Source organism: Bradyrhizobium macuxiense (genome assembly GCF_001542415.1).
Lineage (GTDB): Bacteria > Pseudomonadota > Alphaproteobacteria > Rhizobiales > Xanthobacteraceae > Bradyrhizobium > Bradyrhizobium macuxiense.
Map to the genome: position 1 here is coordinate 82312 of NZ_LNCU01000115.1, position 21786 is coordinate 104097.

Annotated in this window: 22 protein-coding genes and 1 tRNA gene; 12 read left to right on the forward strand and 11 right to left on the reverse strand. The window is 64.8% G+C overall.

Annotation, left to right across the window (positions count from 1 at the left end; translation table 11 throughout):
- Positions 1-401 (reverse strand): Holliday junction resolvase RuvX (ruvX, locus tag AS156_RS34985; protein WP_066514137.1); only part of this gene is annotated, 401 nt, incomplete at its 3' end.
- Between the two features lie 82 nt (positions 402-483).
- Positions 484-1374 carry a LysR family transcriptional regulator gene (locus AS156_RS34990; RefSeq protein ID WP_066513908.1) on the reverse strand — a complete coding sequence of 297 codons (891 nt, stop codon included), beginning with the start codon at positions 1372-1374 and terminating at the stop codon, positions 484-486.
- Positions 1375-1479: 105 nt separating this feature from the next.
- Between AS156_RS34990 and AS156_RS34995 the strand changes: the two genes are divergently transcribed.
- Together AS156_RS34995 and AS156_RS35000 are read left to right on the forward strand one after the other, a co-directional pair.
- Positions 1480-2460: an NAD(P)H-dependent flavin oxidoreductase gene (locus tag AS156_RS34995; RefSeq protein WP_066513909.1), complete on the forward strand. Its 981-nt coding sequence runs from the start codon at positions 1480-1482 to the stop codon at positions 2458-2460.
- A gap of 18 nt (positions 2461-2478) precedes the next feature.
- Entirely contained in the window at positions 2479-3558 is a 1080-nt protein-coding gene (locus AS156_RS35000) for an NAD(P)H-dependent flavin oxidoreductase (RefSeq protein WP_066513910.1), read from the forward strand.
- Here the strand turns inward: AS156_RS35000 and AS156_RS43155 are convergent.
- Positions 3549-3719 (reverse strand): hypothetical protein, encoded by a 171-nt coding sequence (locus AS156_RS43155; protein ID WP_160331190.1) that lies wholly within the window; start codon positions 3717-3719, stop codon positions 3549-3551. The genes AS156_RS35000 and AS156_RS43155 overlap by 10 nt on opposite strands.
- A 385-nt stretch (positions 3720-4104) precedes the next feature.
- Between AS156_RS43155 and gatC the strand changes: the two genes are divergently transcribed.
- From gatC to AS156_RS35045, 7 genes are all read left to right on the forward strand, one after another.
- Positions 4105-4392 (forward strand): Asp-tRNA(Asn)/Glu-tRNA(Gln) amidotransferase subunit GatC, encoded by a 288-nt coding sequence (gatC, locus tag AS156_RS35010; protein WP_066513912.1) that lies wholly within the window; start codon positions 4105-4107, stop codon positions 4390-4392.
- A 79-nt stretch (positions 4393-4471) separates the two neighbouring features.
- Positions 4472-4714, forward strand: coding sequence for a hypothetical protein (locus AS156_RS35015; RefSeq protein WP_066513913.1), 243 nt, complete (start codon positions 4472-4474; stop codon positions 4712-4714).
- A complete protein-coding gene (gene gatA, locus AS156_RS35020) occupies positions 4711-6183 on the forward strand; it encodes an Asp-tRNA(Asn)/Glu-tRNA(Gln) amidotransferase subunit GatA (RefSeq protein WP_066513914.1) in 1473 nt (490 codons plus the stop codon). The genes AS156_RS35015 and gatA overlap by 4 nt, the downstream gene beginning before the upstream one ends.
- Positions 6184-6186: 3 nt before the next feature.
- Entirely contained in the window at positions 6187-6465 is a 279-nt protein-coding gene (locus tag AS156_RS35025; protein ID WP_066513915.1) for a hypothetical protein, read from the forward strand.
- A 151-nt stretch (positions 6466-6616) separates the two neighbouring features.
- On the forward strand, positions 6617-7975 hold the full coding sequence (locus AS156_RS35030; RefSeq protein ID WP_066513916.1) for a patatin-like phospholipase family protein: 1359 nt from the start codon (positions 6617-6619) through the stop codon (positions 7973-7975).
- Between the two features lie 98 nt (positions 7976-8073).
- Positions 8074-9558: an Asp-tRNA(Asn)/Glu-tRNA(Gln) amidotransferase subunit GatB gene (gene gatB / locus AS156_RS35035; RefSeq protein ID WP_066513917.1), complete on the forward strand. Its 1485-nt coding sequence runs from the start codon at positions 8074-8076 to the stop codon at positions 9556-9558.
- Positions 9559-11109: 1551 nt separating this feature from the next.
- The gene (locus AS156_RS35045; protein WP_066513919.1) at positions 11110-11376 is read left to right on the forward strand and encodes a hypothetical protein; all 267 of its coding nucleotides are present in this window, start codon (positions 11110-11112) and stop codon (positions 11374-11376) included.
- A gap of 42 nt (positions 11377-11418) precedes the next feature.
- On the opposite strand, the gene AS156_RS35050 is transcribed toward AS156_RS35045, so the two are convergent.
- The 4 genes from AS156_RS35050 to AS156_RS35065 all read right to left on the reverse strand — a co-directional run bounded on the left by AS156_RS35050 (position 11419) and on the right by AS156_RS35065 (position 14811).
- Positions 11419-12180: a sulfite exporter TauE/SafE family protein gene (locus AS156_RS35050; RefSeq protein ID WP_066513920.1), complete on the reverse strand. Its 762-nt coding sequence runs from the start codon at positions 12178-12180 to the stop codon at positions 11419-11421.
- A gap of 70 nt (positions 12181-12250) precedes the next feature.
- Positions 12251-12961, reverse strand: coding sequence for an AraC family transcriptional regulator (locus AS156_RS35055; protein ID WP_201456162.1), 711 nt, complete (start codon positions 12959-12961; stop codon positions 12251-12253).
- 93 nt (positions 12962-13054) lie between these two features.
- On the reverse strand, positions 13055-14296 hold the full coding sequence (locus tag AS156_RS35060; protein WP_066514138.1) for an MFS transporter: 1242 nt from the start codon (positions 14294-14296) through the stop codon (positions 13055-13057).
- A gap of 11 nt (positions 14297-14307) precedes the next feature.
- Positions 14308-14811 carry a PaaI family thioesterase gene (locus AS156_RS35065; protein ID WP_082747913.1) on the reverse strand — a complete coding sequence of 168 codons (504 nt, stop codon included), beginning with the start codon at positions 14809-14811 and terminating at the stop codon, positions 14308-14310.
- Between the two features lie 199 nt (positions 14812-15010).
- Here AS156_RS35065 and gcvA point away from each other — a divergent pair, with 199 nt between their 5' ends.
- Positions 15011-15913, forward strand: a complete 903-nt coding sequence (gene gcvA, locus AS156_RS35070) for a transcriptional regulator GcvA (RefSeq protein WP_066513922.1) — start codon at positions 15011-15013, stop codon at positions 15911-15913.
- Between the two features lie 13 nt (positions 15914-15926).
- On the opposite strand, the gene AS156_RS35075 is transcribed toward gcvA, so the two are convergent.
- Positions 15927-16700, reverse strand: coding sequence for an AraC family transcriptional regulator (locus AS156_RS35075; RefSeq protein WP_066513923.1), 774 nt, complete (start codon positions 16698-16700; stop codon positions 15927-15929).
- A gap of 98 nt (positions 16701-16798) precedes the next feature.
- Between AS156_RS35075 and AS156_RS35080 the strand changes: the two genes are divergently transcribed.
- Entirely contained in the window at positions 16799-17704 is a 906-nt protein-coding gene (locus tag AS156_RS35080) for a DMT family transporter (RefSeq protein WP_066513924.1), read from the forward strand.
- Between the two features lie 489 nt (positions 17705-18193).
- Positions 18194-18949 carry an alpha/beta fold hydrolase gene (locus AS156_RS35085; RefSeq protein WP_066513925.1) on the forward strand — a complete coding sequence of 252 codons (756 nt, stop codon included), beginning with the start codon at positions 18194-18196 and terminating at the stop codon, positions 18947-18949.
- A 688-nt stretch (positions 18950-19637) separates the two neighbouring features.
- Here the strand turns inward: AS156_RS35085 and AS156_RS35090 are convergent.
- The 3 genes from AS156_RS35090 to AS156_RS45335 all read right to left on the reverse strand — a co-directional run.
- Complete coding sequence (locus AS156_RS35090; RefSeq protein ID WP_066513926.1) at positions 19638-20375, reverse strand: DUF2061 domain-containing protein; 738 nt, start codon at positions 20373-20375, stop codon at positions 19638-19640.
- Positions 20376-20551: 176 nt separating this feature from the next.
- Positions 20552-20645: transfer RNA gene (locus AS156_RS35095), tRNA-Ser, on the reverse strand.
- Positions 20646-20896: 251 nt separating this feature from the next.
- On the reverse strand, positions 20897-21786 hold an 890-nt coding region (locus tag AS156_RS45335; RefSeq protein WP_245313208.1), incomplete at its 5' end, for a lytic transglycosylase domain-containing protein.

Consider the following 21786-nt stretch of genomic DNA (forward strand, 5'->3'; position numbering starts at 1 on the left):
GCGCGGCGGGCGCGGCTGACATCCATGCCGATCAGCTCGCGCTCGACTGCTGCGGTCGAGAGCCGCTCGTCCCACAACGCGATCGCAAGCGGAGTGAGGTTGGCGAGATTGCGGGCGAACGCCCGGGTCGATTGCGCACGCGGACCCTCGCTACCGTCCATGTTGATCGGTAGGCCCAGCACGAAGCCGACGGCGTTGCGCTCGGCGGCGATTGCCAACAGACGCGCCGCATCGACCTTGAATTGCTTGCGCTGGATGGTTTCGACGCCGGTCGCGAGCCGCCGATTCGGATCGGAGACGGCGACGCCGATGGTCTTGGTACCGAGGTCTAGGCCGACAAGCGCACCGCGCTCGGGCCAGTGCGGTGCTGCATCGATCAGCGGAAGGATAGGGGCGGGCATGGCCTGCGCATAGCATGCGCCTGCGCGTCGAGGCAAAGCCCGATCACGGGGTGTCCATGCGAAAACGCCACGCGGGATGCGATCAGGCGGCGATCACGCGATCGTCGCCGCTAAGGCACGCGGCGAGTCCCTGCAAGGCGCTGTATTGATGCGCGGTACGGCGCTGGATCAACAGCGTCTCGACGCGCGCGTGCTGCGGCTCGAGCTTGTGGATATTGACCTCGCGACGGACGTGGTCGCGCTCCACCACCGCGCGCGGCAGCATGGTCACGCCCATATCGGCGGCGACGCAGCCGATCATGCCGTCGAGCGTGCCGAATTCGAAGCGGACCGCCGAGGGCCAGCCGAACTCGGCAAAGACTTGCTCAAGGCGCTGCCGGTAGGTGCAGCCGGTGCGGAACACCAGTGCCGTCGGGCCCGACTCCGGCGTGCCGGCACGGAGGGCGGCCAGCGACTTCCAGCGCGGTGCGGTGACGAGAACCAGTTCCTCGTTGAATGCCGGTGTCGAGACCAGTTCGGCGTGCTCTATCGGACCGGCGACGAACGCGCCGTCGAGCGAGCCATCGAGCACGGCAGCGACGAGATCGGCGGTCGGGGCCGTCCGCAGTGTCAGCTGCACGGCGGCATAACGGCGATGAAAATCGGTAAGCAGCATCGGCAGCCGTACCGCGGCAGTCGTCTCCATCGAGCCGATCGACAGCGGCCCCTTCGGCTCGCCGTCGTCCCGCGCGGCAAGCACCGCCTCGCGCGTCAGCGCCGCCATGCGTTGCGCGTAAGGCAGGAGCCTGCGCCCGGCGCCGGTCAGCGTCATGCCGCGGCTGTGCCGTTCGAACAGTGCGGTGCCGATCTCGGCTTCCAGCGCCTTGATGCGCTGGGTGACGTTGGACTGCACCGTGTTGAGCTCGTCAGCGGCGCGGGTGATGCCGCCGAGACGGGCGACCGCGGAAAAGGTGAGCAGGTCGGTCAATTCCACCGGAGGCGCTCCGTTTCATTTGGGAGATGGTAGCGTTCTCTAGTATTCATTATTCCAGAATGTTACGCCGGCATAGGCTCGGTGTCCAGAACAGGGAGCAAGCGCATGCCAATCAGTACCGAATTGACGGCACTTCTGGGCATCCGACACCCGATCCTGCTGGCACCGATGGACACGATCAGCGGAAGCCGTCTGGTCAGGGCCGTCAGCGAAGCCGGCGGCTTCGGCATTCTGGGCGCCGGCTACGGCGAAAGGACCCGGCTGGAGACGGAGACCGCAAAGCTGGAGGGTTTTACAAAACCGTTCGGCATCGGCTTCATCACCTGGAGCCTGGCGAAACGTCCCGAATTGCTCGGCATCGCGCTCGCTGCGCGGCCACGCGCTGTCATGCTGTCGTTCGGCGATCCCGCGCCGTTCGCGCCCGACATCAAGGCTGCGGATGCGCTGTTGATCTGCCAGGTGCAGAGCGAGGAGATGGCCCGGCAGGCACTCGATTGCGGCGCCGACATCCTGATCGCGCAGGGCACGGAGGCCGGCGGTCATGGCGCGTCGCGCACCACGATCGATATCGTCCCCGCGATCATCGATTTCGCGGCCGGGCGCGTGCCCGTCGTCGCCGCGGGCGGCATCGCCGACGGACGTGGGCTGGCTGCGATGATGATGCTGGGCGCGTCCGGCGTGCTGATGGGTACGCGCTTCTATGCATGCGTCGAAGCTGATGGCGCGGAGGAAGCGAAACAGCGGATCCGTGCCGCGAAGAGCGGCGAGACGGTGCGTGGCGTCGTATTCGACTGGTCACGCAAGCTGATGTGGCCGTCGCCGTTCACCGTGCGCTCGCTGGTCAACGATCACTTCCGGCACTGGAGCGGGCGCGAGATCGAGCTGATGCAGCGCGCAGACCAGATTGCCGTCGAATATGCCGAAGCCAAGGCCGCCGGCAATTTTGAGGTCGCGGCCGTGTTTGCCGGCGAGTCCGTCGGACTGATTCATGATATTCCACCCGCGGCAGAGATCGTCGGCCGCATTGTCGCCGAGGCCGAGCAGTCGTTGCAGGGCCGGCGTAACTCGATCGCCTTCGTTGGCTAAAAACCCGAGAGACACACCATGTGGCCAGATCGTCGCATCATCGACCTCTTCAAGACTGAATTCCCGATCGTGCTGGCGCCGATGGCGGGCGTGATGGACGCCGAGCTGGTGATCGCGGTGGCGCAGGGTGGCGGGCTCGGCTCGTTGCCATCGGCGATGCTGTCGGCGGAGAAGGCGCGGGAGCAGGTCAACATCATCCGCCAGCGCGTCAGGGCGCCGATCAACATGAACTTCTTCTGCCACAAGCCGGTCGATGCCGATCCCGCCCGCGAGGCCAAGTGGCGAGAGCAGCTCGCGCCGTACTATCGCGAGCACGGGCTCGATCCGAGCGCGCCGGTCAACGCCGCGAACCGCGCGCCGTTCGACGCTGCGTTCTGCGAGGTAGTCGAGGAGCTGAAGCCCGAGGTCGTGAGCTTCCATTTCGGCCTGCCCGAGCCGAAGCTGTTGCAGCGCGTGAAGGCGACAGGTGCCGCCGTGATGTCGTCGGCCACGACCGTGAAGGAGGCCATCTGGCTGGAAGAGAACGGCGTCGATGTCATCATCGCACAAGGCGCCGACGCCGGCGGCCATCGTGGCATGTTCCTGACCGAGAACATTGCCGAGCAGCCCGGGACATTCTCGCTGCTGCCCCAGGTGGTGGATGCGGTGAAGGTCCCGGTGATCGCAGCCGGCGGCATCGCCGACGGGCGCGGGATCGCGGCGGCATTCGCGCTCGGCGCGTCCGGCGTGCAGATCGGTTCAGCCTATCTGCGCTGCCCGGAGTCGAAGGTCAGTCCGGCGGCGCGCGTCGCGCTGGCGCAGGCAAGCGACGAATCGACCGTTATCACCAATGTAATGACCGGCCGTCCGGCGCGCGGTGTGGCCAACCGCGTCATGCGCGAGGTCGGTCCGATTTCGCCGCACGCGCCCGCGTTCCCGCATGCGGCCACCGCCCTCGGGCCGCTGAAGGCCGCTGCCGAAAAACAGGGCAAGGTCGAGTTCACCAATCTGTGGGCCGGGCAGGCGGTCCGGATGGGCCGTGAGATGCCGGCGACCGACCTGACCCGGGCGCTGGCCGGCGCCGCGCTGGTGCGGATGGGCGCCCTGTCTCAATCCTGATGCGCGGGTTGGTCCCGGTTGATCTCAAGGTGCTCGGTGGCCAGCGCGCGATAATGCGCCGCCATTTCCCTGTAGTGCTGCCTGGAGATCGGATCGGTCGCGCTTTCCGCGCGGCGCTCGAACATCTCGGCTTTTTCCTGGAGGACCTTCGCCTGGGACATGGCCGTCACCTCGCTCAGGCCAGACAGGCGACGTAGAGGATCGCGATACCGAGCACGGTGCCGATCGACCACAGCGCCGGATCCCAGCCTCCCGGCCGGGGGTTGCTTTCGAGCATGGACATGACGCGCTCCGCACTTTGCTCTTTGCAACGAGTACGCGCCGCCAATGTTTCCGGACGACTTCGTCGGGGGTGCAAAGTGGTTTCGTCACGGGAGTTTGCGGCCCGAATGTGCTCGGTCCCGGTCTTACCGGACGTCGCGGCGGACCCTCTGGTGAGGGTTGGAGGTCCCGGGGGGNCCTGACGCGGTTGCGGCGCAAAACCGGGCTCTGCTATACGGCGGGCTGACCTTTCAGCCTGACTTCCAAGCCTCGGGGCCATATATAATGTCCGTAGACGCCACGACCGTCCGCCGTATCGCGCATCTGGCGCGGATCGCGGTCAGCGACGCCGAAGTTCCCCATCTGCAGGGCGAGCTGAACGCGATCCTGGCCTTTGTCGAGCAGCTGTCGGAAGTAAACGTCGACGGCGTCGAGCCGATGACCTCGGTGACGCCGATGGAGATGAAGAAGCGTGCCGACGTGGTCAATGACGGCGAGATCGCCGACACCATCGTCGGCAACGCGCCCGACACCGTGAACCACTTCTTCCTGGTGCCGAAGGTGGTCGAGTAATCATAGCGTTTTCAGGCGAAGTGGGTACCAGTTCGCGTAGACAAAACGCGTCAAACAAGAGTTATTCAGGACGCATCCGATGTGTTTGCTCTGCGACGATGAGAAGGCCTACAAGGCTTATATGGACTTCCTCGACGTGATGGAGCGGAAGGGGAAGGTTGCCGACCCGAATGAAGCGATCGATGCCGTGCTCGATCAGCTCGAGGCGCTCGATGCGGCGCGCGCCAAGGAAAATACCAAGAGCAATGCAAATCCCTGGCAAGACGATCCCGCCAACGACAAGACCCTGTCTCCGTTCTTCTGCAGCCCGATCAATAAATGACCGATTTGACATCGCTGACGATCGCCGAGGCCCGCCAGGGCCTCGCGAACAAGTCCTTCACCGCGCGCGAGCTCACCGATGCCCATCTGGCAGCGATGGAAGCAGCGCGCGTGCTCAACGCCTATGTGCTGGAAACGCCGGATCGCGCGCGCGAGATGGCGAAGCAGGCCGACGACAAGATCGCGAAGGGCGAGGGCGGTCCGCTCGCCGGCATTCCGCTCGGCATCAAGGATCTGTTCGCGACCCGCGATATTAGAACCACGGCGTGCTCGAAGATCCTCGGCAATTTCATTCCGCCCTACGAGTCGACGGTGACCTCGCAGCTCTGGCGCGACGGCGCGGTGCTGCTCGGCAAGCTCAACAATGACGAGTTCGCGATGGGCTCATCGAACGAGACCTCCTGCTTTGGTCCGGTCACCAATCCGTGGCGGCGCGAGGGCTCCAACACCACGCTGGTGCCGGGCGGCTCGTCCGGCGGCTCGGCGTCGGCGGTGGCGGCCCAACTCTGCATGGGCGCGACCGCGACCGACACCGGCGGCTCGATTCGTCAGCCCGCCGCGTTTACCGCGACCGTCGGCATCAAGCCGACCTATGGCCGCTGCTCGCGCTGGGGCACCGTGGCGTTCGCCTCCTCGCTCGACCAGGCCGGCCCGATCGCGCGCAGCGTCCGCGACGCCGCGATCCTGATGCGTTCGATGGCAGGGCACGATCCGAAGGACACGACCTCGGTCGACGTCGCCGTGCCGGATTACGAGACCGCGATCGGCAAGTCCGTGAAGGGCATGAAGATCGGCATCCCGAAGGAGTATCGCCTCGACGGCATGCCGGCGGAGATCGAGAAACTCTGGAGCGAGGGCGCGGCGTGGCTGAAAGCGGCCGGCGCCGAGCTCGTCGAGGTCTCGCTGCCGCACACCAAATACGCGCTGCCGGCCTATTACATCGTGGCGCCGGCAGAGGCGTCGTCGAACCTCGCGCGCTACGACGGCGTGCGCTATGGCTTGCGCGAGCCGGCCAAGAACATCATCGAGATGTACGAGAACACGCGCGCCGAAGGCTTCGGCGACGAGGTGCGCCGCCGCGTGATGATCGGCACTTACGTGCTCTCGGCCGGCTACTACGATGCCTATTATCTCCGCGCGCAAAAGGTGCGGACGCTGATCAAGAAGGATTTTGAGAACTGCTTCGCCAAGGGCGTGCACGCGATCCTGACGCCGGCGACACCGTCGGCCGCGTTCGGCATCGGCGAGAAGGGCGGCGACCCTGTCGAGATGTATCTCAACGACATCTTCACGGTGACCGTGAACATGGCGGGCCTGCCCGGCATCGCGGTTCCATCAGGCAAGGATGCGCAAGGCTTGCCGCTCGGTCTGCAATTGATCGGCCGTCCGTTCGACGAGGAGACGCTGTTCTCGCTCGGCGACGTGATCGAACAGGCGGCCGGCCGTTTCACTGCGCCAAGGTGGTGGTGAGCGATGGCGGAGTTCCGGGCCAGTCTCGCTGATGCTGCGCCGGACAAGACGCTGACGCCGCCGCTCGCCGCGCTGTGGTGGGCCGCCAAGGGCGATTGGGATCGGGCACACCGTATCGTGCAGGACGAGAGCGATGCGAATTCGGCCTGGGTGCACGCCTATCTGCATCGTGTCGAGGGCGATCTTGGCAATGCCGGCTACTGGTATCGCCGGGCTGGACAGCCTGTAGCCAAGGACACGCTTGAGGCCGAGTGGGAGCGGATCGTCTCCGCGTTGCTATAAGAGTGCCGGTGCTGTAGCACCACGAGCGTTAACCCTGTTTCGCCCGCCATGCCGCCGCCCAGATTGGCCGTGATAGGCTGAAGGAACCGGAGCGGGGGCCAGCTAGAGAGTAGTCGTGCGTGGGTCGGGCATAGGGGGATGGCTGTCGGCGATGCTGGTGGCCGTGGCGGCGGCGGGCCTTGCGGGGTGCGCGACCGTCTACAATCTGCCCGGCAATGCGCCACTCGGCGCAGCGCTCGCCGACAACAACATCGCCCGTGATCTTCCTGATTATCAGGACGACACCCTGCTTGCGCTGTCGTTCTCCGGCGGCGGCACGCGCGCCGCGGCGTTCTCCTTCGGCGTGTTGCAGGAGCTCGACCGTGCGCGTTCTGGCGCCGGCACCAAGTCGCTGCTCGATCGCGTCGACTTCGTCTCCGGCGTGTCGGGCGGATCGGTCACTGCCGCCTATTTCGGCTTGAAGCGCCGCGCGGCGCTCGACGATTTCCGCGAGCGCTTCCTGCTGCGCAATGCCGAAGAGGGGCTGAAGACGCAGATCTCGCTCGGCAATATCGGGCGTGCGCTCGGGGGCGGGGTCAATGACAGCCAATTCACCAACTGGCTCGACCGCAACCTGTTCGATGGCGCGCGGTTCGATGTGCTGTCCAGCGGTCGCGGGCCGCGTGTCTGGATCAACGCGTCCGACATCTACAACCGCACGCCCTTCGTGTTCGACAAGACCACGTTCGACGCGCTGTGCAGCGACATCCGTCCTTATCGCGTTGCCGAAGCGGTATCGGCATCGGCCGCGGTGCCGCTTGCGTTCGCGCCGATCGTGCTGGAGACCTATCCCGGCGGCTGTGCGGCGCCGCTGCCGCCCTGGGTCGACCGGGTGCGCGGCGATCCGAATGCGCAGCCGCTGCTGCACTCCTTTGCCGAAGCGCTGGGGCGCTATCGCGACGGCTCGATGCGCTACGTCAAGCTGCTCGACGGCGGCCTCGTCGACAATTACGGCCTGTCGGGCCTGAGCATCGGGCTTCTCGCGGCGCAGCGGCCGTACGAGCCGCTGAACGAGCGACAGGCGGCAAGGCTGCGCCGCATCCTGTTCCTGGTCGTGGACGCCGGCCGCGGCGTCTCCGGCGACTTCGTGCAGACGCTCGAAGGGCCGAACGGCGTGGAGCTGGTGTCGGCGGCCGCCGACACCGCCATCGATGCCAGCGTGCGGTCGAGCTACGCGGCGTTCACGTCGCTCGCCAGCGACTGGTCGGGAAAGCTCAAGCGCTGGCGCTGCGGCCTGTCGGCGACAGATCGCGGCCGCCTCGGCCTCGGTGCGAGCTGGAAATGCGGCGACGTCGGGATCTATGTCGAACGCCTGGGCTTCGACCGGCTGGGACCGCAGCGTGCCGGCATCCTGAATGCTATCCCGACGCGGTTCTCGCTGCCGCCGGAGCAGGTCGATGAGCTGATCGCGGGCGGGGCGGATGCGCTGCGGTCGAGCGCGGCCTATCAATCGTTCCGGCGCGGCCTCTAGACGCCGGCAAATCAGGCATCCGGGCGGCTTGACTGCCGCGGTCGGTTGCGCGAAGCCCAATGCATCCCAGATATGACTTTGTCCGGAAAACCAGATCCATGAATGCTCCTGCCGCACCCCACAAACTGATCAAAGGCGCGACCGGCGACTGGGAAGTCGTAATCGGCATGGAGATCCATGCCCAGGTCACCTCGAACTCAAAGCTGTTCTCGGGCGCATCGACCACGTTCGGCGGCGAGCCGAACAGCCACGTCTCGCTGGTCGATGCCGCGATGCCGGGCATGCTGCCCGTGATCAACGAGGAGTGCGTTCGCCAGGCGGTGCGCACCGGTCTCGGTCTGAACGCGAAGATCAATCTGCGCTCGGTGTTCGACCGCAAGAACTATTTCTATCCGGACCTGCCGCAGGGCTACCAGATCAGCCAGTACAAGTCGCCGATCGTGGGCGAGGGGGAGGTGGTGCTCGAGCTCGACGGCGGCCGCAGCGTCACGATCGGGATCGAGCGGCTGCATCTGGAACAGGACGCCGGCAAGTTGCTGCATGATCAGTCACCGACGATGTCCTATGTCGACCTCAACCGTTCCGGCGTCGCGCTGATGGAGATCGTGTCGAAGCCCGACATCCGCGACGCCGAACAGGCCAAGGCGTATGTCACGAAGCTACGCTCGATCCTGCGCTACCTCGGCACCTGCGACGGCGACATGGAGAAGGGCAGTCTGCGCGCCGACGTCAACGTATCCGTGCGCAAGCCCGGCGGTCCGCTCGGTACCCGCTGTGAAATCAAGAACATGAACTCGGTCAACTTCATCGGCCAGGCGATCGAGTACGAGGCGCGGCGCCAGATCGAGATCATCGAGGACGGCGGCAGCATCGACCAGGAAACGCGGCTGTTCGACCCGAATAAGGGCGAGACGCGCTCGATGCGCTCCAAGGAAGAGGCGCACGACTACCGCTACTTCCCGGATCCGGATCTGCTACCGCTCGAGTTCAGCCAGGAATTCGTCGACGAATTGAAGGCGCATCTGCCTGAGCTGCCGGATCAGAAGAAGTCCCGGTTTATTACGGGCTTCGGCCTGTCGCCCTACGATGCGAGCGTGCTGGTGGCGGAGCGCGAGAGCGCGGACTTCTACGAGACGGTGCTGTCCGGCCTCGCCGACAAGGCGCGCGACGGCAAGCTCGCCGCCAACTGGGTGATCAACGAACTGTTCGGCCGACTGAACAAGGAGAGCCGCGACATTGCATCGTCGCCGGTGTCGGCTGCGCAGCTTGGCGCGATCGTCGATCTGATCGGCGAGGGGACGATTTCCGGCAAGATCGCCAAGGACTTGTTCGAGATCGTGTGGCAGGAAGGCGGCGACCCGCGTGCGCTCGTCGAGACGCGCGGCATGAAGCAGGTCACCGATCTCGGTGCGATCGAGAAGGTGGTCGACGACATCATCGCGACCAATCCGGAGAAGGTCGCGCAAGCCAAGGCGAAGCCGCAACTGGTCGGCTGGTTCGTCGGCCAGGTGATGAAGTCGTCCGGCGGCAAGGCGAACCCGCAAGCGGTCAACGACCTGCTCAAGTCGAAGCTCGGCATCTGAACGAACGAGGCGACGACGTTATCCTTGGGAGCATGATCCTTCCGGAAAGCCCGCGCGTGCGTCCGGATCATGCCCTCGTGTCGTCGCTTCCGGTGTCGTCGCGCTTGCGTGATCGCACCGTGATCGCGCCTCACACCCTCCGCTCAACGTCGCCATGACGCCCGTCGGCACCGAATCGCGCAAGCCGCGATTCGTTCTCAACTCGGGCTTTGACGACCCGGACGAGGCAAAAAGCATCTTACCCACGAAATTTTTTTCATTGCCAAAGATTGCGACTCGGAGGCGGCGGACGCTCCGCATTTCGACATCGCCGACGACTCAATGCGACAACGATCGCGCTTCGATCAACTGAATACGAATTCAAGAAGTGCCTGCAAATCAGGCGTTTCCCGTAACGTTGACAAATGCCGATGTCGACGATTGCGGCACTTCTTGCATCGGCGCGCTTGCGCATAGACGATTTGTCCGATGCCGTGCGCTGCGCGCGCACCCATCGCTGCGTCAACACTTCCTTAAGCGGGACACTGTTTTTTTTGAACTGTTGGTGTATTCGGGAAGTAGTGCATTTCGATTCCCGAGTGCACGCAGCGAAGTAAGAGCCATCTCACATACTGGAGGGCAACATGGCTAAGAAGGCAAAGAAGGCTAAGAAGGCGAAGAAGGCGAAGAGCGCAGTGAAGAAGACTGCGAAGAAGACCCGCAAGGTCGCCAAGAAGAAGTAAGCCTCTCGCCTTGAGAGGATTGCCGGCGGCTTGATGCCGGCACGTCACGAGAGCCACCGGACGGACTGCTGAGAGGCAAATCCCACGTGAGGCTCTGGTCGACGAAAGAGGGTGTCGGCGAGACATCAGGTCAAACGGCTGGATCGTATTTCGGGAGGCTTCGCCTTCCAAACCGATCCGGCAGAAGAAACGAGAGATTTCTTCGTTCGGTGCGGAACCCTCTTGGTTCCGCAATTTCACCGGCGGGAATGCCCAGGTGAAATTTGACCCTGACGTGTTCGCCGACCCCCTCGTTCCGGCGCCCCGCGCTATTAGCGCTCCGGCAGCCCAATTCCCCACAGTCCAGTTCTGATCGCCATTCGGCCAAGCGGGCCGGCGTTCGGCATGCGCGCGCGGACTGCGCCATCGTGGCGAACCGCGGTCCGATGCTGGCGCCCCTTCGACATCGAAACCGATTCAGCGCGGCCGCGGCTGCCGCGTGCCGAGGCGCTCGGCCATTGTCGGCAATGGTTATCGTAGTCCAAAACGGCAGGGTAAACCGGCGTTCACGAATGCGCAGAAGTGCCTGTGCCACAGGCACTTCTGCAATTCCAGTAATCGCGCCGCGCGCCGCGAGTTTACATCCCGTTCATCGCGATACTTAAACCGCTCTTCAAACTTGATGGGCCATGATCATCCCAACAAGCCGGCCAACGGCAAGCACATGATCAAACGATCAGTGCGGCACCTGATCCCAAGGATCAGTGCGGGGAATAACGGGGCGATTTGACAGTGGACGGGGGCCGCGCTCGGGGGAGGGCGGTCAACAATAAAAAGGGGAGTTGCGGCAATGTTTCAGGGGTTCATCGATCACGAGACGGCTGTTCCGGTCGCGGTGACTGCGATCCAGGATGTGCTGTTCGAACGCGGATTGTATTGGGCGAGCGGCCGCTCCGGCGTGGTCAATCTCGTCGCAGCGCACAAATGGTTCAACCTGGCGGCGCTCAAGGGTCGAGCCGATGCGATTGCGTTGCGTCGCGAGGTCGCCGAGCAGATGTCCGACGTCGAGATCGCGACCGCCCAGCGCGAAGCCCGCGACTGGATGACGACACGCTGACGGATCGCTCTTGATGCGGGGGTCTTCGGCCCCTCGCGATATCTAGAACCAGTATCGCGCGGCATAGATCACGGTCATCGCAGCGCCGGCCACGATCACGAATTGCCGGACGAGCTGGCCGGGAAGAATCCGGATCAGGTGGCCGCCGGCATATCCGCCGATGATTGCGCCGACCAGCATGGCTCCGGTTTCGGGCCATCGCACTGTCCCCTGCATGATGAAGATAAGAGTGGCGGCGCAGGAGACGCAGGTCGCCAACAGGTTCTTCAACGCCTTGATGGCCCTGATGTCGTTGGACTCGGTGATCGACAGGACGGCGGTCAGGATGACGCCGAGACCGGCGCCGAAGAAGCCTCCATAGACGCACGCCAATCCAAGGACAGCGCCGCTGTAGCCCGTCGACGGCAGCGCGGCCTTCCGATGCTTGACGGTCCAGCTCTGGATTTGCGGCGCGCAGGCAAACAGCAACGTCGCGAATGCGATCAGGGCGGGCACCGGCAGCGTGAACAGCCGTTCCGGAAGCCGCAGCAGGACGATGGCTCCAACCGTTCCACCTAGCAGGGCGACAAGGACGAAGACGATTGCCCGCGGGCTCGGCGGCGGCAGCTTCCCGCGATCGGCGAGCGCCGCGATCAGATGTCCCGGCGAGATCGCAACTGCGTTCGATGCGTTGGCGGTGACCGCCGGCAAACCCGCTGCGAGCATCGCCGGAAAGGTGATCAGCGTCGCGCCGCCGGCCAATGCGTTGATGAGGCCTCCCGCGACGCCGGCCGTCAGCAGCAGCGCACCTGTCTGAACATCCATCCTTCACCTCCGATCGGGAGAAGGATGGCTGCCGTCGCGTCAGCCTGTCTTGAACGTCTGTGACCGCGCTTCAATCGCGCCAATAGACGCCCGGCGTCGTTCCGAAGGTACGGCGGAAGAGCCGGGTGAGGTGGCTCTGGTCTGAAAATCCTGCCTCGGCCGCGGCGACCGCGATCGGCGAACCTTGCCTGAGCAGTCGCCGGGCGAGGTTCAACCGGGCCAGCACCCGGAACGCATGCGGTGCGACGCCAAGCTGGCGCTTCACCATGCGGGTGAAGCCTTCGCGGCTGCGACCAAGCCTTGCGGCCATCTTGCCGATCCGCTCGGCGCTTTCCGCCAGGCCGTCACTGAGCTTCGCCTTGTCCGATGTCGTGGACACATGAACATGTTCGCGCGACGCGATGTCGTCCGCGATCTCCAGGATCTGTTCCGGCGAGATGCTGCCGGTGGTCTGCCAACGCCGTGTGATGCGCGAGATTCGAAACGTCGACGGGGAATGGCTGGCCGGAACATAGGCGTTCAGGCAAACCGTGTCCGCATCCGACGTCGCCATCGGGGCATGCAGCATCCCTGCCGGAATGAACGCGGCGTGGCCTGCCGGCACCGTCACTGTCGCACCGTCGATGCGGAAGGTCCGAGATCCCGCCAGGACAAGGACGATCTGGGTCTCATCATGGAAATGTGGCTTGAGGCCGAGCGGGCCCGCACCGCGCCAGGATGCGAGTTCGACGATCCCGGCGATGCCTGTACGCCGGTACTTCCATGTCGTCGTCGGGGCCAAGCGCGTCATCGCGGAAGACTGAACCAGGGACCATGTCGGGTGAGGGCAGAATGTACCACACCGAGTCTGGGATCGTCATGCGCAGTGTCACCGCTATGCCATCGAAGCGATCGGTGAGGCGGTTCGCGTTGTCGCCACCGCGATGACGGCCGCGACAAGATTGGCGGCTGCGCTGATCGCCACCGGAATGAAGTAGCTGTGGCTGACGTCGTAGGCGAAGCCCGCGGCACTCGGGCCCAGCAGCGTCCCGAATGCGACGCTGGTGTAGAGGATGCCGATGATGCCGCCGACATTGCGGCCGCCGAAATGGTCGGTGACGACGGCGGGCAGGATCGCGACCCAGCCGCCGTAGAACACGCCGAACAGCAGCGCGAAGACCGTGAGCGACCAGAACCCGCCGGCAACAGCCCAGATCGCCAGCGAGGCGGCCATGCCGGCATACATCGCGGTGAGGAACGTATCGCGGCCGACACGGTCGGCGATGCTCCCCAGGAAGAAACGGCCGGCGGTGCTGCCGACGCCGATCATCCCGAGCAGCAGCACTGCGAGGGCAGGCGTCACCTGGTGGTCGACGGCAAAGGGCACGAGGTGCACGAACGGCACGAACACCCCGAAGGCACTGATCAGGCACGCCGCATAGAGGCCGGCGAAACGGGGCGTCCGCACCGCGTCGCCGATCGAGACGCCGTGACGGACCGGCGCGCTCGACACGGCGTTGAGCGGATCGCCATCCGGCCCGGTTCCGTAGCGGCGCGGATCGTCGGCGATCAGCAGCGATGACCCGATGCCCGCGAGGGCAGCGAGGATGCCAAGCACGAGATAGGCGTCGCGCCATCCCAGGCTTGCGATCAGCCACGTCGCCAGCGGCGGCATCACCAACGTCCCGACACCGATCCCGCTGACGGCCAGTCCCGAGGCGAAGCCGCGCCGCCTGACGAACCAGCGTTGCACGGCGCCGAGCGTCGGCACATAGGCGACGCCGACGCCGGCGCCGATGCCGATGCTGTAGGCGGCGTAGACCTCAATGATCGTCTGGGCCTGGCTCGCCAGCAGGAGGCCGAGACCAACGAGCGCCATTCCGAGGGCCGCAAGCCTGCGCGCGCCCCAGCGGTCGGCAAGTGGACCGGAGATCACGCCGAGACCGAAATACAGGAAGCCGGCGAAGGAGAAGACCAGCGACACCGAGCCGCGCGAGGCGCCGAAATCGCGTTGCAGGGACTCCACGAAGGAGGAAAACGTATAGGCGCTGCCGAAGCCGATGAACGTCACGACGAAGGCGGCGGCCACGACGAACCAGCCGTAGAACAGCTTTGCTCTTGGTTGCACGGCGTGCATGACGTCGCTCCTCATGACTGTGATTGCGGGGCTGCCGCCGTGCGGCCTGCGGGCGGATAGAGCAGCATCTGCGTGCAACGAAACAGCGCGATGGTCTTGCCGGACGTCTCGCTGTGGATCACGGCGTCCCACACCTGGGTCGTGCGTCCCGCATGGACGAGGCGCGCCTCACAACTCACGACGCCTTCGCGTGCGGCGCCGATGAAGTTCGTCTTCAACTCGCCGGTGGCGAAGCCGGTCGCGCCGTCAGGCAAGGACGCAAGACAGCCGAAGCCGCACGCGGTGTCCGCCAGTGCGACGATGGTTGCGCCGTGCAGAAGGCCATGCGGCGAGAAGTGTTTTGTTGTGACCTCGAAGCGGCCGCGGACCCGGCCTCTCTCTGCCTCGACCCATTGAAACTCCAACAGCCCGGGCAAGCTGCCTGGCTGTGATGCGTTGATGCGATCGACGAGCGCGGTCGTGCCGTCACCTCCGGCTGGCCCGTGCACGGCGAATTTGTCGGGGACGTCAGTCATTCCAATGCTCCATCAGCCACGCAATGCCACCAGCGACGAATGGATGAGGCATTGCCTATGAAGTAGAAAATCTAAATATTACTGTGCAGCTTCCCCTGCATTGACGCGGTTCTGGCTAGCGAGTTAGGCTGATATGGCTTTAGAAGCCGAGGTTCACAAACCAGAATTGCTGGTCGAATTGAATTAGAAAATCTAAATCATGGATCAAAGGGTTCCGCCACTGAATGCCCTCAAGGCGTTTGAGGCCGCCGCGCGTCATCTCTCGGTGAAGCTCGCGGCCGAGGAGCTGTGCGTGACGCCTGGTGCCGTCAGCCAGATGCTCAAGACGCTGGAGGCGCATCTCGGCGTGCGGCTGTTCGAGCGCGTGCCGCGCGGCATCTATCTCACCGATGCGGGCCGCGACTATCTGCCGTCCATTCGCAACGCCTTTCGCCAGATCGCCGAAGCGTCGCGTCGCGTTGCCGCCTCGAACGACGTCGGCACGCTCACGCTCAGCGTCACGCCGTTCTTTGCGTCCGCATGGCTGGTGCCGCGGATGGCGTCGTTTCAGCGCGCGCATCCGGAGATCGATCTGCAGATCGTCACCAGCAGTGCGCTGGTGGACTTCTCGCGCAGCGGCGTCGACGTCGCGGTGCGCCATGGTCTCGGCCGCTATCCGGGGCTGCGCAGCGACCGCGTGGTCACGGTCGAGATGGTGGTCGTCGCGGCGCCGTCGCTGGTCGCGCGTCTCGAGCGGCCGAATTCTCCAGCCGATCTCGCACGCTGGCCGCAGGTGCATGACGCCGATCGCAAGGGGTGGAGCCTGTGGTTTCAGACCAATGGCGTCGAGGAGGTTCGCGCGCCGCGCGGGCCATCGTTCGACGACACGGGTCTGCTGTTGAAGGCGGTGCTGTCAGGGCAGGGCGCTGGCCTGCTGCCGGCCGCCATGGTCGAGAACGAAATCAAGAGCGGCGAGCTGGTCCAGGTGCTCGAGACGACGCACATGGAAGAGTTCGCGTATTACCTCGTCTGCCCCGACAACAAGCAGGGACTCCCGAAGATCGCAGCGTTCAGGGAGTGGATATTGGGACCGAGCGCCCAATCGGCTGCTGCGGACCGATAGCGCGCACCATCGCCTATCGATAGAACGCGTTGGGCGGCACGCCGAAGTGCTTGCGGAACATCGCGCTGAAGGCACTTTGGCTGGCGTAGCCGCTGTCGAGCGCCACATCGACGATCCGCTCGCCGCGTGCGAGGCGCTCGAGTGCGAACAACAGGCGTGCCTGCTGGCGCCACTCACCGAAGGTCATTCCGGTCTCCCGGGAGAAGAGCCGATGGACGGTCTTCGACGTCACCTTCAGCCTGCGCGCCCACTGATCCGCGGTCGCTGCGTCGTCCGGGCGGGCGACCAGTGCCTGGCAGATCCGCCTCAGCCTGGTGTCGCGCGGCAGCGGCAGATGCAGCGGCAGCACGTCCAGTTCGCGCAGTTGATCGAGCAGGACGTGCATCAGGCGCTCGTCGCTGGTCTCAGGCGCATAGTCGAGCGGGACACGCATCGCGGCGACGAACAATTCGCGCAGCAGCGCCGACACGGCGAAGACGCAGCTGGTCTGCGACAGGTTAGGCGCGGCACGGGAGTCGACGAAGACGGTGCGGATCTTGACCGCGCCGCACATGCGGACGTCGTGCTCGAGGCCGGCCACCAGCCACACGGCGCGATTGGGCGGCACCACCCATGTGCCTTCGGCGGAGCGCACGATCATCACGCCCTCGATCGCGTACAGGAGTTGGCCGCGCGGATGCGCGTGCAGGCCGGTCGACGTGCCGCTCGGATAGTCGATCTCCATCGCCGCCATCGGCCGCGCGGTGGCGTGATAGCCGAGGTGTCGTGTGGTCAGCTCGTCCAGCATGTCCCAATCTCGATAGGATGGGTAATTCTAGCGTGAGACGGACTTTCGCGCGACAGGTAGTTGCTGGCGGCTCAAACCTCCAACGCAACCGTCAGATCATGTTCAAGCAAAAAGCCGCACTTCTCTATCCCTTCACTGCCATCGTGCTGTGGGCCGGCAACGTCATCGTGTCCCGCCTCTCGGCGCACACCATCGGTCCGCAGGCGATCACCTTCTACCGCTTGCTGGTCGCGGTCGCGTTGATGAGCCCGTTCGTCGCGCGCGGTGCCTGGCGCAACCGGCTTGCGATCTGGCCGCATGTCGGGCAGCTCGCCATCCTCGGTTTCCTCGCGATGTGTCTGTTCCAGAGCCTGTCATATCTCGCAGCGGAAACGACCACCGCGACCAACATGGCCGTGTTCACCGCTCTCACGCCGCTGCTCACGGTCGCCCTTAGCGCCGCGTTGCTCGGCGAGGCGCCAACGCTCGGAATGGTCTGCGGCGCGCCGCTGTCGTTTGCGGGCCTCGTCTATCTCGTCAGCGGCGGCGATCTGTCGTCACTGCTGCGCGACGGCGTGCATGCTGGCGACCTGCTGATGCTACTCGCCGCGATCGTTTACGCGCTTTACGGCGTGCTGTTGAAGCGATGGAGTCTGCCGATCACCGGATGGCAATCGACCTACATGCAGGCGCTTTGCGCGCTGGCCGTCATGTTTCCGGCATTCCTCGCCACGCCCGCGCCGCTGCGCCAGCTCAATTCCGAAACACTGCCGCTGATCCTCTATGCGGGCGGGCTGGCGTCGGTCGTGCTGCCGTTCCTCTGGATCCGTGGTGTCCAGCAGCTTGGCCCGAACCGCTGCGCGATTTTCATGAACCTGCTGCCGGTGCTAACCGCTGCGGCCGCGATCGTGATGCTCGGCGAGCCGGTCAGGCCATTCCATGGCATCGGCGGTGGTCTTGCACTGCTCGGCGTTGCCTGCGCGCAGGCATTGCAGAGGCCGTTGAGAAGGCCGCTCCATGCGTGAGTGGTGACACGATGACGGCAATCTCGCGCTTAAGGCGACACGGCAGGGCCGACTGCATCTTGTGCCTCGATGTTGTCGGCGGATCGTCGCCGCGATCCCGCCGATTTGACCGTCTGTGAGACCGTCGCCGGTTGCGGCCTTGCGGTCCGCGCATCAACTGAACGGTCGAACGGGAGTACATGCGATGCGCTCAGTCCTGGCGCTGGGTCTGCTGGCGGTGCTGTGGAGTGCCGCAGCCGACGCGGCAACAGTCCATCGCGGCCGGACACATCAACGTGTGATCGCGCGCCCAAATGTGATCGTGCCTCCGCACCTGGATGTCGTACGTCCGTGGTCCAGTTTTCCCGATTGGAGGTCGATCCCTCCAGAGGAAAACAGGAATCTCGACCCGTCCACCCGAGGAAGCGGTTGAGTCGACCAACAGGGATTCCGTCGAGCCACAGCTGACGTCAGCACCGCAGGGGAGAGTACACCGTGATCACCAGACGTATGTTTTCAGCAGCATTGGCCGCGAGCGCGGCGGCACCATTGCTCTCCGCGCGCGTCCGGGCCGCGGCTGCCGTCAAAGCGCGTAACGTAGTGCTGGTGCATGGCCTGTTCGCCGACGGCTCTTGCTGGACCGAGGTGATCGCGCGGTTGCAGACGGCGGGATTGAATGCGACCTCCGTGCAGAATCCACTCACGACATTGCCCGAGGCGGTTGCCGCGGCCGAGCGCGTGCTGGCGCGGCAGGATGGTCCGACCGTCCTGGTCGGTCATTCCTTCTCGGGTATGATCGTCACGGAGGCGGGCGTGCATCCAAAAGTCTCGACTCTGGTCTATGTGGCGGCGCGTGCGCCGGATGCCGGCGAAGACTACACGGCGCTGGCGAAGACCTATCCGACACCGCCGGCTTCGGCCGGCATCATCTTCGATGGCGACGAAGGACGGCTGTCCGAGGAAGCGTTCCTGCGCGATTTCGCCGGAGACCTGCCGGCAGAAAAAGCCAGGGTGCTCTATGCGGTGCAGCAGCCGTTTCACAAGGCGCTGCTCAGCGGCAAGACCACGCAGGCCGCCTGGCGATCGAAGCCGAGCTACTATGCGGTCTCGACCGACGACCGCACCATCAATCCGGATCTCGAGCGCTTCATGGCCAAGCGGATGGGCGCCAAGACCATCGAGGTGAAGGCAAGCCACGTTTCGCTGATCTCGCATCCCGACGAGATCGCGGGCCTGATCCTCGAGGCTGCCGGGCAAAGGGTCTAGCAGCCCGGGTAGGGGCGCATAGGCCCGGACTGTGGCGCGCGAGTACGAACCACCAAATCGCGGTGATCGCCGCAACAGGTTGGGAACTCAGTGCGCACAGGTGTCGTTGTCGACGTCAGAAAGCGCGAAGGCTTCGCCTTCACTTTCACCAGCCAAGGAGGGTCGAATGAAAGCTCTGTTGATGGCTGTGTCGATACTCATGCTCGGCATCGGCTCGGCCGCGGCGGCCGATCATTGCGGGCCCGGCTGCCACGCCACAATCAACGGGGCATGCGTCGTGGATGGCTGGGGCACCGGGGCGCGTGTGTGGAATGAGTGCCCGGGCGGGTCTCATCCGCGGCGGCCGTGTCCGGCGGACTTCGTGTGGCACCCGCAGATGCGTGCCTGCTTCCCCAGATAGCGATCAGCGCCGAACGGACGGCTCGCTGCGGTGTAGGCCACACTTCGACTTCGACAAGCCTGGTCTGAAACATTGTGCAACAATTTGTTAACCATAACGGTTAACAACTAGGGCCGGCGGACGGAGGCGGTGATGACTGGAAAGCTGCTGGTTCTGGCGATGATGGTGGGCGCGATCGGGCTGGATTTCACGCTCGGCTATATTTTGGGGCTGCTGGATTTCGAGCTCTGACGTGCCGCCCATCCGCGGCAGTCGCAATGCGGGGCGGCTCGTGGTCCTGGTGAGAGATCACGCCGGCGCGGGCAGGAGCCTCGTCTCCATCGGCAGCTCGGTCGTGTGGTCGCCTCGCGACGTGAAGTACTCCCAGGCCTTCTCGTGGCCGAAATAGACAAAGGGACCGAGGATGAAGCCGCTGGCCGACAGGATTGCCGCTTCAGCCAGACTCTGCACCACCACATAGTTGGTGGTGAAATCCACCACGGTTGCGATCGTCCGGTAGGTGATCGTCTTGGCGAGTGCGCGGCTGATCGTGACACCAGTGCCGCCGGTCGATTGAGCGTCCCCCACGGGCAGCGCAACCGTGGGCAGCTCGACGTCGGTGTCGGAGGACCTGAAGTAATTCCAGGCGGCTTCATGGGCTAGATAGAACAGAGGGCCGGCCACCAGGTTGAAAGATGAAAGCTCGGCCGCAGTGCCGAGTTCGCCGATCACCAGATAATTCGTGGTGAAGTCGAGGCTCGTGACGATGACGCGGAACGTGATGGTCTTGGCGACCGTCTGCCCGAGCGCGAGCTTCGGCAGCAGTGTCCGCGGCAGCCTGACAGGAAGCTGGCTCAGAAAGGATGCGGCGGGCGCTGATGTCTGGCGCGTGGTCCGGCGGGACTTTCGCTTGCGACGACGCAGGCCGGGCAGATAGCTCGGGGCGAGCATCGCTGCGCCGCCGATGAGGACGCCCGGAACGAGTGCCACCTCGATCAGGGCGGCACCCGCGATGACTGCCAGCCCCACGGTCACGTACTGCTTCATCGCTTGCCCTCGGTGCCCGACTGGGGGAGGACGATAGCGTCGTTGCGTATAAGAAAAATGTCGTATTCCGGCCTGGCCGCGCATGTCCCGGGCCGGCAAGCGTTCCCGCACGACTGCGACCGGCCCTGGCGAGGATCGGGAGTCTCCGAAAGTATACGTAGAATCATATATTTGGCTGGCGGAGACGGAGGGATTCGAACCCTCGATAGGCCTTTACAAGCCTATAACGGTTTAGCAAACCGCCGCCTTCAGCCACTCGGCCACGTCTCCAATGGCGCCGATATGCCCGAGAGGGCGCTGAGCCGCAAGCGGCAGATTCAGAATGCGGCAAGGTGTTTTGATGGCAGCTCGGTCGCAGTTGGCCTCAAGCGCAGCTCCAAAACCCTCATGCGCGACATCAACGCGACCTTGTCGGTTTCTGTCGATTTCTAAAATGCGTGTAATAACAATAATTTATATCAGAATGCGCAATTGATCAGCGAGATCGTGCGTGAACCTGCTGAAAGCCGGCCCGTGTCAGCTCACTCGACGCTGGCACCGCGACGCAGGTCGGCCTCGATCTGCAGGCGCGTGCCGCCGCCGAAGCGCGCCCGGTAGACCTGCAGGTTCTCCATGATCCGCTGGACGTAATTGCGCGTCTCCGAGAATGGAATCAGCTCGACCCAGTCGACCGCGTCGACCTTCGGATCGCGCGGATCGCCGTAGCGCTCGATCCACTTCCTCACGCTGCCGCGGCCGGCGTTGTAGGCGGCGAAGGTCAGGATGTAGGAGCCGCGATAATCCTCGAGCAGGCCGCCGAGCTCGGCCGCGCCGAGCATCGCGTTGTAGACCGGGTCGGTCTTCATCCGGCCGAGGTCGAAGCCGATGCCTGCGCGTTTGCAGACGTAGCGGCCGGCTTCCGGCGTCACCTGCATCAGGCCATAGGCCTGCGCCGGCGACACCACGGCAGGATTGAACGCGCTTTCCTGGCGAGCGATGGCGTAGACGATGCTCGGCTCGACCTCGGGACCGACCTGCCTGAAGGACGGGATTCCGTTGATCGGATAGGCGTAGTGGTCGAATGGCAGTCCGCGGTTGAGCGCGGCCTTGCCGAGCAACAGCATGCCGCGCGCGTCGCCATGGCGTGCGGTCAATTCGCCGAGACCGGCCAGCGCTTCCGGATCGCCATTGTCGCCGAGATCGCTGTAGATCGGGATCGCCAGCTCGCGCTCGCCGATCTCGTAGAGCAGCGCTGCGGCGCGCACGATCTCCAGCCGCTCGACGCCGCGGCCGCGCGGCACGCCGTTCAGCTCGATCTGGGGCAGGCCGAGCTTGGCGCGTGCGAGCTGGCCGTAATAGCTCGTCGACTGTTCGGCCGCGCGCGAATATGCGGCGCGGGCCTCCTGGCCGCGGCCTGCGGCTTCCGCGGCGC